Annotated in this window: 13 protein-coding genes; 7 read left to right on the top strand and 6 right to left on the bottom strand. The window is 72.0% G+C overall.

Annotated elements, in window-relative coordinates; genetic code table 11:
* Positions 1-18 precede the first annotated feature (18 nt).
* Positions 19-750, top strand: a complete 732-nt coding sequence (locus tag AB0E91_RS05865) for a hypothetical protein (protein WP_361775787.1) — start codon at positions 19-21, stop codon at positions 748-750.
* Here AB0E91_RS05865 and AB0E91_RS05860 read toward each other — a convergent pair.
* Positions 747-1,286, bottom strand: a complete 540-nt coding sequence (locus AB0E91_RS05860; RefSeq protein ID WP_361775784.1) for a hypothetical protein — start codon at positions 1,284-1,286, stop codon at positions 747-749. The two genes, AB0E91_RS05865 and AB0E91_RS05860, sit on opposite strands and share 4 nt — an antisense overlap.
* Before the next feature lie 43 nt (positions 1,287-1,329).
* Positions 1,330-2,451, bottom strand: a complete 1,122-nt coding sequence (locus AB0E91_RS05855) for a magnesium and cobalt transport protein CorA (RefSeq protein ID WP_361775781.1) — start codon at positions 2,449-2,451, stop codon at positions 1,330-1,332.
* Between the two features lie 459 nt (positions 2,452-2,910).
* Between AB0E91_RS05855 and AB0E91_RS05850 the strand changes: the two genes are divergently transcribed.
* The 4 genes from AB0E91_RS05850 to AB0E91_RS05835 all read left to right on the top strand — a co-directional run bounded on the left by AB0E91_RS05850 (position 2,911) and on the right by AB0E91_RS05835 (position 6,330).
* Positions 2,911-3,495, top strand: a complete 585-nt coding sequence (locus AB0E91_RS05850) for a suppressor of fused domain protein (RefSeq protein WP_361775778.1) — start codon at positions 2,911-2,913, stop codon at positions 3,493-3,495.
* Positions 3,496-3,915: 420 nt separating this feature from the next.
* Entirely contained in the window at positions 3,916-4,557 is a 642-nt protein-coding gene (locus AB0E91_RS05845; protein ID WP_361775775.1) for a DUF6758 family protein, read from the top strand.
* Between the two features lie 164 nt (positions 4,558-4,721).
* Positions 4,722-5,579, top strand: coding sequence for a PHP domain-containing protein (locus tag AB0E91_RS05840; RefSeq protein WP_361775772.1), 858 nt, complete (start codon positions 4,722-4,724; stop codon positions 5,577-5,579).
* Between the two features lie 145 nt (positions 5,580-5,724).
* Positions 5,725-6,330 carry a MarC family protein gene (locus tag AB0E91_RS05835; RefSeq protein WP_361775769.1) on the top strand — a complete coding sequence of 202 codons (606 nt, stop codon included), beginning with the start codon at positions 5,725-5,727 and terminating at the stop codon, positions 6,328-6,330.
* Positions 6,331-6,377: 47 nt separating this feature from the next.
* Here the strand turns inward: AB0E91_RS05835 and AB0E91_RS05830 are convergent, their stop codons facing one another.
* Positions 6,378-6,530, bottom strand: a complete 153-nt coding sequence (locus AB0E91_RS05830; RefSeq protein ID WP_202485837.1) for a hypothetical protein — start codon at positions 6,528-6,530, stop codon at positions 6,378-6,380.
* A 232-nt stretch (positions 6,531-6,762) separates the two neighbouring features.
* Between AB0E91_RS05830 and AB0E91_RS05825 the strand changes: the two genes are divergently transcribed.
* On the top strand, positions 6,763-7,656 hold the full coding sequence (locus AB0E91_RS05825) for an NYN domain-containing protein (RefSeq protein WP_361775765.1): 894 nt from the start codon (positions 6,763-6,765) through the stop codon (positions 7,654-7,656).
* A 64-nt stretch (positions 7,657-7,720) separates the two neighbouring features.
* Here AB0E91_RS05825 and AB0E91_RS05820 read toward each other — a convergent pair whose 3' ends face one another.
* Complete coding sequence (locus AB0E91_RS05820) at positions 7,721-10,078, bottom strand: DEAD/DEAH box helicase (protein ID WP_361775762.1); 2,358 nt, start codon at positions 10,076-10,078, stop codon at positions 7,721-7,723.
* A gap of 491 nt (positions 10,079-10,569) precedes the next feature.
* Here AB0E91_RS05820 and AB0E91_RS05815 point away from each other — a divergent pair, with 491 nt between their 5' ends.
* Positions 10,570-11,334 (top strand): ferritin-like domain-containing protein, encoded by a 765-nt coding sequence (locus tag AB0E91_RS05815; RefSeq protein ID WP_361775759.1) that lies wholly within the window; start codon positions 10,570-10,572, stop codon positions 11,332-11,334.
* A gap of 23 nt (positions 11,335-11,357) precedes the next feature.
* Here the strand turns inward: AB0E91_RS05815 and AB0E91_RS05810 are convergent, their stop codons facing one another.
* On the bottom strand, positions 11,358-11,627 hold the full coding sequence (locus AB0E91_RS05810; RefSeq protein WP_161183685.1) for a hypothetical protein: 270 nt from the start codon (positions 11,625-11,627) through the stop codon (positions 11,358-11,360).
* Positions 11,628-11,794: 167 nt separating this feature from the next.
* Entirely contained in the window at positions 11,795-12,022 is a 228-nt protein-coding gene (locus AB0E91_RS05805) for a DUF3107 domain-containing protein (protein WP_018544356.1), read from the bottom strand.
* Positions 12,023-12,077 lie beyond the last annotated feature (55 nt).

Here is a 12,077-nt window from a genome sequence, read left to right as displayed (position 1 = left end):
AGAGAGGCAGCCCCACCTGTGACCGTGATTCCCCGGACCTCTGCCCGCCGCCGTACCGCGCTCCGCGCGTGCGGTCTGGCCCTCGCGGCCACGGTGCTGGCGGGCTGCGGCGGCGATGACCCGGACGCGGGCACGAACGGCGTCGGCAAGCTGCCCCCGGACAAGATCCAGTCGCGCACCCGGTCGGCGGCGGACGCGGCCGAGGACGTCCACCTGGCCGGGACGGTGGTCACCGGCAAGGACACCTACACCCTGGACATGCGGCTCAAGGCGGGCGGCGCCAGCGGCTCGGTCACCGCCAAGGGGTCGGCGTTCCGGCTGCTGCGTGTCGGCGAGAAGCTGTATCTGAAGGCCGACGCGGGCTTCTGGAAGCGCGCCGGGGACAGCTCGGCGGCGGCCAAGCTCCAGGACAAGTACGTGAAGGTCCCGCAGGCGGACGCGGCGTACAAGAAGTTCATCGGCTTCACCGAGAAGGACGTGCTGATGTCGGGTCTGCTGACCCTGCACGGCAAGCTCGCGACCGCCGGGCACCACCAGCAGGGCGGCACCCGCACGATCCGGGTCACCGGCGACGGCGGCCTCGGCGGCACCCTCGACGTCTCCCTGGCGGGCAACCCCTATCCGCTGCGCCTGGTGCGCGGCGGCGACGCGGGCACCCTCACCTTCTCCGACTGGGGCAAGGACTTCCCGCTCGACGAGCCCGCCGAGTCGGAGACCGTGGACTACGGCAGCAGCCTGCCCGCGTCCTAACCCTGTTTACGGCCTTTACGGCGCCGCGTCAGCAGCCTGGGCAGCGCGGCCGGGATCGGCTGCCGGGTCGTCGCCGGGGTGGGCAGCGGGGCGGCGGCCAGGCTGCCGGTGGGCTGCGGCTCCACGGCACCGGTCGGCACCAGGCGCACCACGCGGCACTCGCGGGCCCAGCGCTCCGTCATCGCCTCGCTGTCGGGGGCGTTGAGCCGCTTGCCCTTCAGCTCGGCCACCGTCTCCGCCCACTCGGGGGAGTCCGGCCGCAGCGCGTGCACCGTGGCGGGCCAGCTCACCAGGCGGCCGCCCTTGTCCTTGCTCCGCACCGTCACGACGGCCAGGCCGCCGTCGGCCAGACCGGGCAGCGGCTGCTCACCGGGACCGTCACCGATCAGACAGACGGCGCCCTCGTGCCACACATGCCACAGCGGGCGCGCGGCGGACACCTCCGCGCCCCGGACCCAGATCAGACCGGACTTCTTGGTGGCCTCCTCGATGAGGGCCTGGTCGAAGAGGTCCTGGCCGGGCAGCTCGCTAGTCATGCGCCCAGATTAACCAGGCGCGGGTACGGCGATTCCGGCGCGCTCACAGCCAGCCGTTGCGCTTCAGCGTGCGGTGGATGGCGAGACACAGCGCGGCGGTGATGCCCATGACCACCGGGTAGCCGTACCGCCAGTGGGTCTCGGGCATGTACTTGAAGTTCATGCCGTAGACGCCACACACCATCGTGGGGACGGCGATGATCGCGGCCCAGGCGGTGATCTTGCGCATGTCCTCGTTCTGCGCGACGGACGCCTGCGCCAGGTTGGCCTGGAGGATGGAGTTCAGCAGTTCGTCGAAGCCGACCACCTGCTCGTGCACCCGGGCCACGTGGTCCGCGACGTCACGGAAGTACTTCTGGATGTCGGGGTCGATCAGCCGCATCGGCCGCTCGCTCAGCAGCTGCATCGGCCGCAGCAGGGGAGCGACCGCGCGCTTGAACTCCAGTACCTCGCGCTTGAGCTGATAGATCCGCGCCGAGTCCACACCGCGCGAGACACCGCCGTTGCGCCCCGGGGAGAAGACCTCGGTCTCCACCTCGTCGATGTCGTCCTGCACGGCGTCCGCGACCGCGAGGTAGCCGTCCACCACATGGTCGGCGATGGCGTGCAGCACGGCCGAGGGGCCCTTGGCGAGCAGCTCCGGGTCGTCCTGGAGCCGGTGGCGCAGCGCCCGCAGCGAGCCCTGGCCGCCGTGCCGGACGGTGATGAAGAAGTCCCGGCCGGTGAAGCACATGACCTCACCCGTCTCGACGACCTCGCTGTTGGCGGTGAGCCGGTCGTGCTCGACGTAGTGGATGGTCTTGAACACTGTGAACAGGGAGTCGTCGTAGCGCTCCAGCTTCGGGCGCTGGTGCGCCTGCACCGCGTCCTCCACGGCGAGCGGGTGGAGTCCGAAGACGTTGGCGATCCCGGCGAACTCGGCCTCGGTCGGCTCGTGCAGACCGATCCACACGAACCCGCCGTCGCGCCGCACCTGACGCATCGCCTCCTGCGGGCCGAGCGGCTTGTCGCTCGCCACACGGGTGCCGTCGCGGTAGACCGCACAGTCGACGATGGCCGAAGGGGTGGCCGGGTCACGCGTGGTGTCGTACGCGGACATCGTCTCCGTGCGCGGGGCCGGACGGGACGGGCGGACCACGGCTCGCAGGTCGCGGATCATCGACATGGGCAGGCTCCTTCGCGGGCAGGCAGCGCAAGCGCGGCCCGCGACGGCTGGAACTACCCGGAATGGGGACGTCCTGACTCCGTAGGTTTGGCACGTCCACAAAGCGGGGAGCACCGCACCGTCGCGGTGGCGACTTCGCTACTGATGCAGAACTGATGGAGATCAGGCAGATCAGGCAAAGCGAAACGAAGTGCTCTTCCGAACGGCGAGGCGAACGTGAAGGTGGCAGCCGGCCAGGAATGACATCAACGGCCGGAAGAGCGAGTGGTACTGCACGGTCGACTTCGATCCATGACAGCCCCACCTCCTCCGGCCGGTCCCTCGTAAGGGAGTCTCATCGGCGTCGGGACTCGACAGCGTGCTTCTGCACGCGGCCCCGAACCACCGGCTCAGCGTAGCAGCCGCCTGTGGTGTCAAGGCGCAGCTTTGCCTGCCACTGACGAGTTCTATGCTCACCGCATGGTTGATGTTCTTCCTCTGGTCGAGGCCCGGTTGACCACCGCTCTGGGCGAGCCGGACGCGCGCGCCTCGGTCACCTTCCTCGGCGCCGACCGCGTCGAGGTGCTCCGTTTCCTGGAGGGAGACCTCGTCCGCTACGCGACCCTCGGCATGTCCGCGCACCCCATGACCGACCCCACGGCGATGGTGGCCGACCCCGTCAAGGGACCGCGCGCCGAGCTGGTCCTCACCGTCCGCACGGGCCGCGCCGACACCGCCCAGGTGCTCAGGCCGCTCGCCGTGCTCGCCGCGACCCCGCAGGTCGAGGGCCTGGTCGTGAACCCCGGCGCCTCCCTGGACGTCGGCGAGCCGCTGTGGCCCGGCGCCCCCTTCACCTCGGTCCTGGTCGGCGAGCCGGGCGGTCTGGTGGAGGACCTGGAGCTGGACGACCCGCTGGACCCCGTACGGTTCCTGCCGCTGCTCCCGATGACCCCGAACGAGGCCGCCTGGAAGCGGGTGCACGGCGCGCAGGCGCTCCAGGAACGGTGGCTGACCCACGGCACGGATCTGCGAGACCCGCTGCGCGCGGGCGTACCGCTGGACTGACCGGCGGGGTGAGCAAGCTCACCAAGGTGCTTGGCAGTCAGGGGAGTTGGGGCTCGCGGGCGGTGCGGGGCGCTGTCGCGCGCGACGTGGCCGCCGCCGGGCCTGCACGCGATCGCCCCCGCCGTGTGCCGCCGGCCGGCGGATGCCGTCCGGACTCCACGGGCGCCGGACGGGCGTGGTCCCCGAACATCCACTCCCCGCGGTCGGCGCCGGGCTCCCTTCTTTTGCTGTCCGGCTCCGGCTGCGCCGCGTTCCGGCGGCCTCGGCGCCCTCGCGGCGGCGGTCTGCCGCCGGACGGTGCCGGGCTCTCCGCTCCTGCCATGCGGCTCCGGCGCCCCCGGCGCCCCCGCGGCAGCGGTCCGCCGCCGGACGGGTGATCGTCCTTGACGTGGGGCGGTACGGGTAGGACCGTGGGGCTCTATGAGGGGCGAACCCAGTTGCCCGAGGTGTGGTGGCCGGGTCCGGGCTCCCGGTCTCTTCGCCGACTCGTGGCAGTGTGCCGCGCATGGGTCGGTGCAGCCGCTCCAGCCCGTGATCCCGCCCAGCGTCGAGGCGCTCACCGCCGTCGTCCAGCGCACGCACGTCCCGGTGTGGATGCCGTGGCCGCTGCCGGTCGGCTGGCTGTTCACCGGCATCGCCTACGCCGGTGACGACCGCAGCGGCGGCCGCGCGACCGCCGTCGCCTGCTCCGGGCCGGGCCCGCTCGGCGGCCCCGGCGAGCTGATCCTCGTCGCGGAGGAGCCGGGCGTCGGACTCGGCGCGGGGTACGCGGGGCTGGAGGGCCCCGACCCCGGCTCGTACCTGAACGTGGAGAAGCCGCCGCAGACCAAGGTCCTGGCGGCCGGCCGTCCAACCCCGCTCTGGCATGTCTCCGGCACCCCCACCGACCGCGCGGTCTTCGCGGGCGAGGCGCTCGGGATGTGGCTGTGGGCGGTGATGTGGCCCGAGCAGTCGAGCCTGCTGATGTACGAGGAACTGGTGCTGACCGACCTGAGGGACGCGGGCGCGGAGATCGACCTGGTGCCGTGCGGGGCGCTGTCGCCCCGGTTGATGCGGCCCTGAAAACCCGGATGAGGACCCAGATGGGGCGGCGCCACATGTGTTCCGCGCCCATGTGGTCCCCGCACGCTGTAGGGGGCGCCAACCCTGTGCGGGTGTGACAGGGCATCGGATGCGCGCGGCTATCCTTAGGTGTTCCCTCCGCCCCGTCATCGTCTGGAGTCGCCGTGCGCATCGACCTGCACTGCCACTCCACGGCCTCGGACGGTACGGACACCCCGGCCGAGCTGGTCCGGAACGCGGCCCGCGCGGGGCTCGACGTGGTCGCGCTGACCGATCACGACACCACCCGCGGTCACGCCGAGGCGATCGCCGCGCTGCCCGAGGGGCTCACCCTCGTCCCCGGCGCGGAGCTGTCCTGCCGGACCGACGGCGTCTCGATGCATCTGCTGGCGTACCTCTTCGACCCCGAGGAGCCCGCCCTGCTCGCCGAGCGCGAGCTGGTCCGCGACGACCGGGTGCCGCGCGCCCGGGCCATGGTCGCCAGGCTGAACGAGCTGGGTGTGCCGGTCGCCTGGGAGCAGGTCGAGCGGATCGCCGCCGGTGGTTCGGTGGGCCGCCCGCACATCGCCTCCGCGCTGGTCGAGCTGGGTGTCGTCCCCACCGTCGGTGACGCGTTCACGCCCGAGTGGCTGGCCGACGGCGGCCGGGCGTACGTCCCCAAGCACGAGACGGACCCCTTCGAGGCGATCCGGCTGGTCAAGAACGCGGGCGGGGTCACGGTCTTCGCGCACCCGGCCGCCGTCAAGCGCGGCCGTACGGTCCCGGAGGCCACGATCGCCAAGCTGGCCGAGGCCGGTCTCGACGGCATGGAGGTCGACCACATGGACCACGACCCCGCGACCCGGACCCGGCTGCGGGACCTCGCCGGGGAGCTGGGGCTGCTGGTCACGGGTTCCTCGGACTACCACGGCAGCCGCAAGACCGTCGCGCTCGGCGCGAACACCACGGACCCCGAGGTCTACGGGGAGATCATCCGCCGCGCCACCGGCGCGTTCCCCGTCCCGGGGACCGGCGGGATCTGACCGCCCGGGCCTCCTCGCCCCTCCCTTTTCCCCCAGCAATTCCGCACGTCCGCCGCGCGTACCGCCGTGGCCCGGGTTCCTATGGCCGGGTCACGGACGTTCGCGCGCGGTGGTGGCTCGTCATGCAAGGCACACAAGGCACACCATGTTCGACCTCGCCGTCTTCGGCTCGCTGTTCCTGACCCTCTTCGTGATCATGGACCCCCCGGGGATCACCCCGATCTTCCTCGCCCTGACCGCCGGACGCCCGGCCAAGGTCCAGAAGCGGATGGCCTTCCAGGCCGTCTGCGTGGCGGGCGGAGTCATCGCGGTCTTCGGCCTGCTGGGCCACCAGATCCTCGACTACCTGCACGTCTCGGTCCCCGCCCTGATGATCGCGGGCGGTCTGCTGCTCCTGCTGATCGCGCTGGACCTGCTCACCGGCAAGACCGACGAGCCCCAGCAGACCAAGGACGTCAACGTCGCCCTGGTGCCCCTCGGGATGCCGCTGCTCGCCGGGCCCGGAGCCATCGTGTCCGTGATCCTGGCCGTGCAGAAGGCCGGCACTGTCGCCACGCAGGTCTCGGTGTGGTCGGCGATCCTCGCCATCCATGTCGTGCTGTGGCTGGTGATGCGTTACTCGCTGCACATCATCAAGGTCATCAAGGACGGGGGCGTGGTCCTCGTGACGCGACTCGCGGGCATGATGCTCGCCGCGATCGCCGTGCAGCAGATCATCAACGGAATCACTCAGGTGATCCGGGGGAGCTGAGACGGAGCCCCGGCTCCCCCGGAAGGCTTGAGTGTCGTGCGCGCGCCCTACGAGGCCGTGGTGTCGGCCGGGCGGATCCACAGACGCTGCCCGATGGCGGCGGCCTGCTGCACGATCCGATTGACGGAGGCGGCGTCCACGACGGTGCTGTCCACGGTCGTGCCGTCGACCTCGTCGAGACGCATGATTTCGAAGCGCATGGCTTCTCCCTTCGTCTGGTCATCCTCCTGCGGAGAACTACTGGGTGCGACGTGTGGTGTCGCGGTGTTGCATACCTAGACAACGCACTGCGTGTTACAAACATTCCCTACGCTAAAGAAATTTTTCGAACGACTAATTACCCAACGGTAAGAACTGGCCCGACCGAGCCGCTTTGGTGGACTGACCGAGACCGGTTGTGTTCGCAGCGTGACGGCCGGGACAATGGACGTGATGAACGACGACCTGGCGGACCTGGGCGCCCGCATCGACCACACCAACGAGCTGCTCCAGCGGATGCTCGCCGAGGTGGCGAAGACCCCCTCCACGCACGCGATCTTCGTGGACGCGGGCTACCTCTACGCCGCCGCGGGCCGGCTCGTGGCCGGTACGGAGGACCGGCGCGCCTTCGACTTCGACGCCGAGGGCCTGATCGACGCGCTCATCGACAAGGCCCGCTCGATCTTCGCCGACAGCCGTCTGCTGCGCGTCTACTGGTACGACGGCGCCCGCCGCCGCATCCACACCGCCGAGCAGCAGACCATCGCGGAACTGCCGGACGTCAAGGTCCGCCTCGGCAACCTCAACGCGCACAACCAGCAGAAGGGCGTCGACTCCCTCATCCGCACCGACCTGGAGTCCCTCGCCCGGCACCGCGCCATCAGCGACGCGGCCCTGCTCGGCGGCGACGAGGACCTGGTCTCGGCGGTCGAGGCCGCGCAGGGCTACGGCGCCCGCGTCCATCTGTGGGGCATCGAGGCACCCGAGGGCCGCAACCAGGCCGAGCCGCTGCTGTGGGAGGTGGACAGCCAGCGCACCTTCGACCTGGAGTTCTGCAAGCCGTACGTCTCCCGTCGTACCGCCGCCGCGTACGAGGCGACCGGGAACCGGCCCACCCGGGAGGACGTGCGCTTCGTCGGCGCCCAGATCGCGGCCAAGTGGCTGGCTTCCCGGGGCCGCGACACCATCGGCGAACTGCTCCCGGGCCACCCCTATCTGCCCGGCTCCGTCGACCAGGACCTGTTGGTCGAGGCCGAGAACCTGCTCCAGTACTCGCTGCGCGGCCAGGCCGATCTGCGCCGGGCGCTGCGGGACGGCTTCTGGGACCATCTGCAGACGCAGTACTGACCCGCGTACGCCGACGGCCCGGCCCCCCTGAGGGGACCGGGCCGTTTCACGTGACCGGTGAGGATCAGCCCTCGGTGGCCGCCGTCGCCTTGCGGGTGCGGCGGCGCGGCTTGGCCTCCGGCTCCTCGGTGGCCTGCGCCGGGATCTCCGCGGCCTCGGCCACGGCCTTCCGGGTGCGGCGCGCCTTGGGCGCGGGGGCCTCGTCCCCGTCGACCGCCGCGGCGGTCGCCTTGCGGGTACGACGCGGCTTGACCTCCGCGACGTCACCGGCCTCGGGGGCGGTGGCGGCGGCCTTGCGGGTCCGGCGCGGCTTGGCCTCGACAGCCTCGGCCGTGTCCACGGCGGCCACGGCGGCCTTGCGGGTGCGGCGCTTCGGGGCCTCGGCCTCGGGAGCGTCGGTGGTCTCCACCGCGGCGGCCGTCTTGCGGGTGCGGCGCTTCGGAGCCTCGGCGACCGGCGCCTCGACCGTCTCCACGACCGGCTCGGCGGCCTTGCGGGTCCGGCGGCGCGGCTTGGCCTCGGCCTCGGTGCCCTCGACGGTGTCGACGACGGCCTCGGCGGCCTTGCGCGTACGGCGCCTGGGCGCCTCGGCCTCGGCGGCCTCGGTGGTCTCCGGGGCGACGGCGACCTTGCGGGTGCGGCGCTTCGGGGCCTCGGCCACCGGCTCCGCGACCGGCGCCTCGACCGTCTCCACGACGGCCTCGGCGGCCTTGCGGGTGCGGCGGCGCGGCTTGGTCTCCGCGACCGGCTCGGCCACGGGGGCCTCGACGGCGGGAGCCTCGGTCACCGCGACCGGCGCCTCCACGGCCTCCGCCTGCTTGCGCGTACGGCGGCGGCGCGGCTGCTCCGGGGCGTCCACGACGGTGTCCACGACGGCCGGACCCTCCGCCGTGTCCACGGCGGTCTCGGCGGCGGCCGTCACCGGCTGCACGGCCGCGTCCGACGCGCCGTTGCGCGTACGGCGACGGCGGCGCGGCGTACGGGTCGCCGGTGCCTCCTCGGTGGCGGCGGTCTCGACGGCCGGCGTGGCGGCACCGGACTCCAGCGGAGCACCGTTGCGCGTACGACGGCGGCGGCGCGGGGTGCGCGCCGGACGCTCCTGCTCGGCGGCGGCCTCACCGCGACCACCGCGCTCGTCACGACCACCGCGCTCGTCACGACCACGGCCACCGCGACCACCACGGTCGTCGCGGTCGCCCCGACCGCCCCGGCCACGCGGAGCGCGGCCACCGGGCTCGCCCAGGTCCTCCAGGACCTCCGCGTCGAGCCCGGCGCGGGTGCGCTCCGAGCGCGGCAGGGTGCCCTTGGTGCCCTCGGGGATGCCGAGGTCGGAGAACAGGTGCGGGGACGTCGAGTACGTCTCCACCGGGTCGTTGAAGTCCAGCTCCAGCGCCTTGTTGATGAGCTGCCAGCGCGGGATGTCGTCCCAGTCGACGAACGTGATCGCCGTACCCTTGGCGCCCGCGCGGCCGGTGCGGCCGACCCGGTGCAGGTACGTCTTCTCGTCCTCGGGGGACTGGTAGTTGATGACGTGCGTGACGCCCTCGACGTCGATGCCGCGCGCGGCCACGTCGGTGCAGACCAGCACGTCCACCTTGCCGTTGCGGAAGGCGCGCAGCGCCTGCTCGCGGGCGCCCTGGCCGAGGTCGCCGTGGACCGCGCCGGAGGCGAAGCCGCGGCGCTGGAGCTGCTCGGCGATGTCGGCGGCGGTGCGCTTGGTGCGGCAGAAGATCATCGCCAGACCCCGGCCGTCGGCCTGGAGTATGCGGGCGACCATCTCCGGCTTGTCCATGGAGTGACCGCGGTAGACGAACTGCTTGATGTTCGCGACCGTGGCGCCCTCGTCGTCCGGCGCCGTGGCGCGGATGTGCGTGGGGCGGGACATGTAGCGGCGGGCGAGACCGATGACCGCGCCCGGCATGGTGGCCGAGAACAGCATGGTCTGGCGCTTGGCCGGCAGCATGTTGATGATCTTCTCGACGTCGGGCAGGAAGCCCAGGTCGAGCATCTCGTCGGCCTCGTCGAGGACCAGGCACTTCACGTGCGAGAGGTCGAGCTTCTTCTGGCCCGCGAGGTCCAGCAGTCGGCCGGGGGTGCCGACGACCACGTCGACGCCCTTGTTCAGGGCCTCGACCTGCGGCTCGTAGGCACGGCCGCCGTAGATGGCGAGGACGCGCACGTTGCGCACCTTGCCCGCCGTCAGCAGGTCGTTGGTGACCTGGGTGCACAGCTCGCGGGTGGGCACGACGATGAGCGCCTGCGGCGCGCTGGTCAGTGCCTCGGGAGCGGCGCGGCCGGCCTCGACGTCGGCCGGGACGATCACGCGCTCGAGGATCGGGAGGCCGAAACCGAGGGTCTTGCCCGTACCGGTCTTGGCCTGGCCGATGACATCCGAGCCCGAGAGGGCGACGGGGAGCGTCATCTCCTGGATGGGGAAGGGGTTGATGATGCCGACGGCCTCGAGGGCTTCGGCGGTCTCGGGAAGAATTCCGAGGTCTCGGAACGTCGTAGTCAGGGTTTTGCCTCTTCTGTGTGCGCGGTGCGAGGCGAGCGCGGGGGTCGAGTTCGACCGTGCCGGGGACGTCGGCCGCCGTACGGGCCCACCACTCGGGCGAGCCGTAGACAGAGGACCTGTGTCGACGCTCTAGCGCTCGTACCGCTGAGGGATCCCTCCGGTCGTCGTACGTTCACTGTCGTACGGCCACGGAGGCTGTCGGGTCGGAGCCGATCGGGCCACCGACCGGGCATCCTCATGCGTGCGGCCTGGCAGGACACACCGAACACGTCGGCGCGCACCAGCAGGCGCATTACCACCATACCCCGGATTGACGCACTCGCGATGGCCGATTTGGTCACGTAGTCGTCGTCACACCGCTCGGTCGGGGGGTGGAGACGCAGGACAAGCGGGCTATTGTGCGCCTCATGACTAGCTCTGACAAGCCTGAGAACGTGGCCCCGGACGCCGTCGAATCCACCGGTCCCACCGGGGTGGCGGCCCAGGACTGGGCGTCGGCCGCGGCGGACCCGCAGTACCGCGCGGCGGTCGTGGACCTGCTCGGCGCGCTGGCCTACGGCGAGCTGGCGGCGTTCGAGCGCCTCGCGGAGGACGCCAAGCTGGCGCCGACCCTCGCGGACAAGGCGGAGCTGGCGAAGATGGCCTCGGCCGAGTTCCACCACTTCGAGCGGCTGCGGAACCGGCTGACCGAGATCGGGCAGGAGCCGACGGCCGCGATGGAGCCCTTCGTCGCCGCCCTGGACGGCTTCCACCGGCAGACCGCGCCCTCGGACTGGCTGGAGGGCCTGGTCAAGGCGTACGTCGGCGACTCGATCGCGAGCGACTTCTACCGCGAGGTCGCCGCCCGCCTCGACTCCGACACCCGCGAACTGGTCCTCGCCGTCCTGGACGACACCGGGCACGCGGGCTTCGCCGTGGAGAAGGTGCGCGCCGCCATCGACGCCGACCCGCGTGTGGGCGGACGGCTCGCGCTGTGGGCGCGGCGGCTGATGGGCGAGGCGCTGTCCCAGTCGCAGCGGGTGGTCGCGGACCGCGACGCGCTCTCGACCATGCTGGTCGGCGGCGTGGCCGACGGCTTCGACCTCGCGGAGGTCGGCCGGATGTTCACCCGGATCACCGAGGCGCACACCAAGCGGATGGCCGCGCTGGGCCTCGCCGCCTGACGTTCCCGTTCTTCTACGGGCGGCTACGCCGGCGCGGACCGTCGGCGCAGCCGCCCGGCCGGGCGCAACAGCAGCGACAGCGAGGCGGCCGAGACGACCGCCGCGCCGAGCAGGCTCACCAGCAGCGGGGCCGCCCCGAGCGCGCTGTGCGTGACGAAGTCGCCGAACAGGGCTCCCGCGAGACCCGTCGCGAGCACCAGCGCGCGGGAGGGCAGGCGGTGCGGCAGACGGCGCGCGGCCGCCCAGGCCAGGGCCGACCCGAGCACGGCCGATGCGAGCACTTCCAGGATCATCGCGAGGTACCTCCACGGTCGGGCGTGCTCTTGAGGTCGTAGCCCGTCCTACCCGTGACCTGCGGATTCCAATCACCCTGTGCACCAGTTGTGGGGTTTCCGTACGACGAAGGGCCCGGTGGCGCGTGCCACCGGGCCCTTCTCGTCGACTCTCGTCGACGCGTGTCCTACAGCGTGCCGAAGCCCACCTTGCGGACGGTCGGCTCGCCGATCTCCACGTACGCGAGGCGGTCCGCCGGGACCAGGACCTTGCGGCCGCGCTCGTCCACGAGGCTCAGCAGCGGCGACTTGCCCGCCAGCGCCTCGGCCACCAGGCGCTCGACCTCGTCGACGCTCTGACCGCTCTCCAGAACGATCTCGCGGGGCGCGTGCTGCACGCCGATCTTGACCTCCACGGCTATGTCCCTCCGACGGTCAGTGATGTGCGCGATCTGCCGCGCCGTACGCTGC

Origin of the sequence: Streptomyces sp. NPDC026659 (assembly GCF_040638245.1) — a bacterium.
Lineage (GTDB): Bacteria > Actinomycetota > Actinomycetes > Streptomycetales > Streptomycetaceae > Streptomyces.
The sequence above is the reverse complement of the archived record's forward strand: the minus strand, read 5'-3'. Positions and strand labels throughout refer to the sequence as shown.

Excerpts from the sequence above, each read along its gene's own strand:
- AB0E91_RS05830 (WP_202485837.1), bottom strand. The coding sequence starts at position 6,530 with ATGCGCTTCGAAATCATGCGTCTCGACGAGGTCGACGGCACGACCGTG.
- AB0E91_RS05810 (WP_161183685.1), bottom strand. The coding sequence starts at position 11,627 with ATGATCCTGGAAGTGCTCGCATCGGCCGTGCTCGGGTCGGCCCTGGCC.
- AB0E91_RS05825 (WP_361775765.1), top strand. The coding sequence starts at position 6,763 with ATGAACGACGACCTGGCGGACCTGGGCGCCCGCATCGACCACACCAAC.
- AB0E91_RS05845 (WP_361775775.1), top strand. The coding sequence starts at position 3,916 with ATGAGGGGCGAACCCAGTTGCCCGAGGTGTGGTGGCCGGGTCCGGGCT.
- AB0E91_RS05820 (WP_361775762.1), bottom strand. The coding sequence starts at position 10,078 with ATGACGCTCCCCGTCGCCCTCTCGGGCTCGGATGTCATCGGCCAGGCC.
- AB0E91_RS05835 (WP_361775769.1), top strand. The coding sequence starts at position 5,725 with ATGTTCGACCTCGCCGTCTTCGGCTCGCTGTTCCTGACCCTCTTCGTG.
- AB0E91_RS05855 (WP_361775781.1), bottom strand. The coding sequence starts at position 2,451 with ATGTCGATGATCCGCGACCTGCGAGCCGTGGTCCGCCCGTCCCGTCCG.
- AB0E91_RS05850 (WP_361775778.1), top strand. The coding sequence starts at position 2,911 with ATGGTTGATGTTCTTCCTCTGGTCGAGGCCCGGTTGACCACCGCTCTG.
- AB0E91_RS05860 (WP_361775784.1), bottom strand. The coding sequence starts at position 1,286 with ATGACTAGCGAGCTGCCCGGCCAGGACCTCTTCGACCAGGCCCTCATC.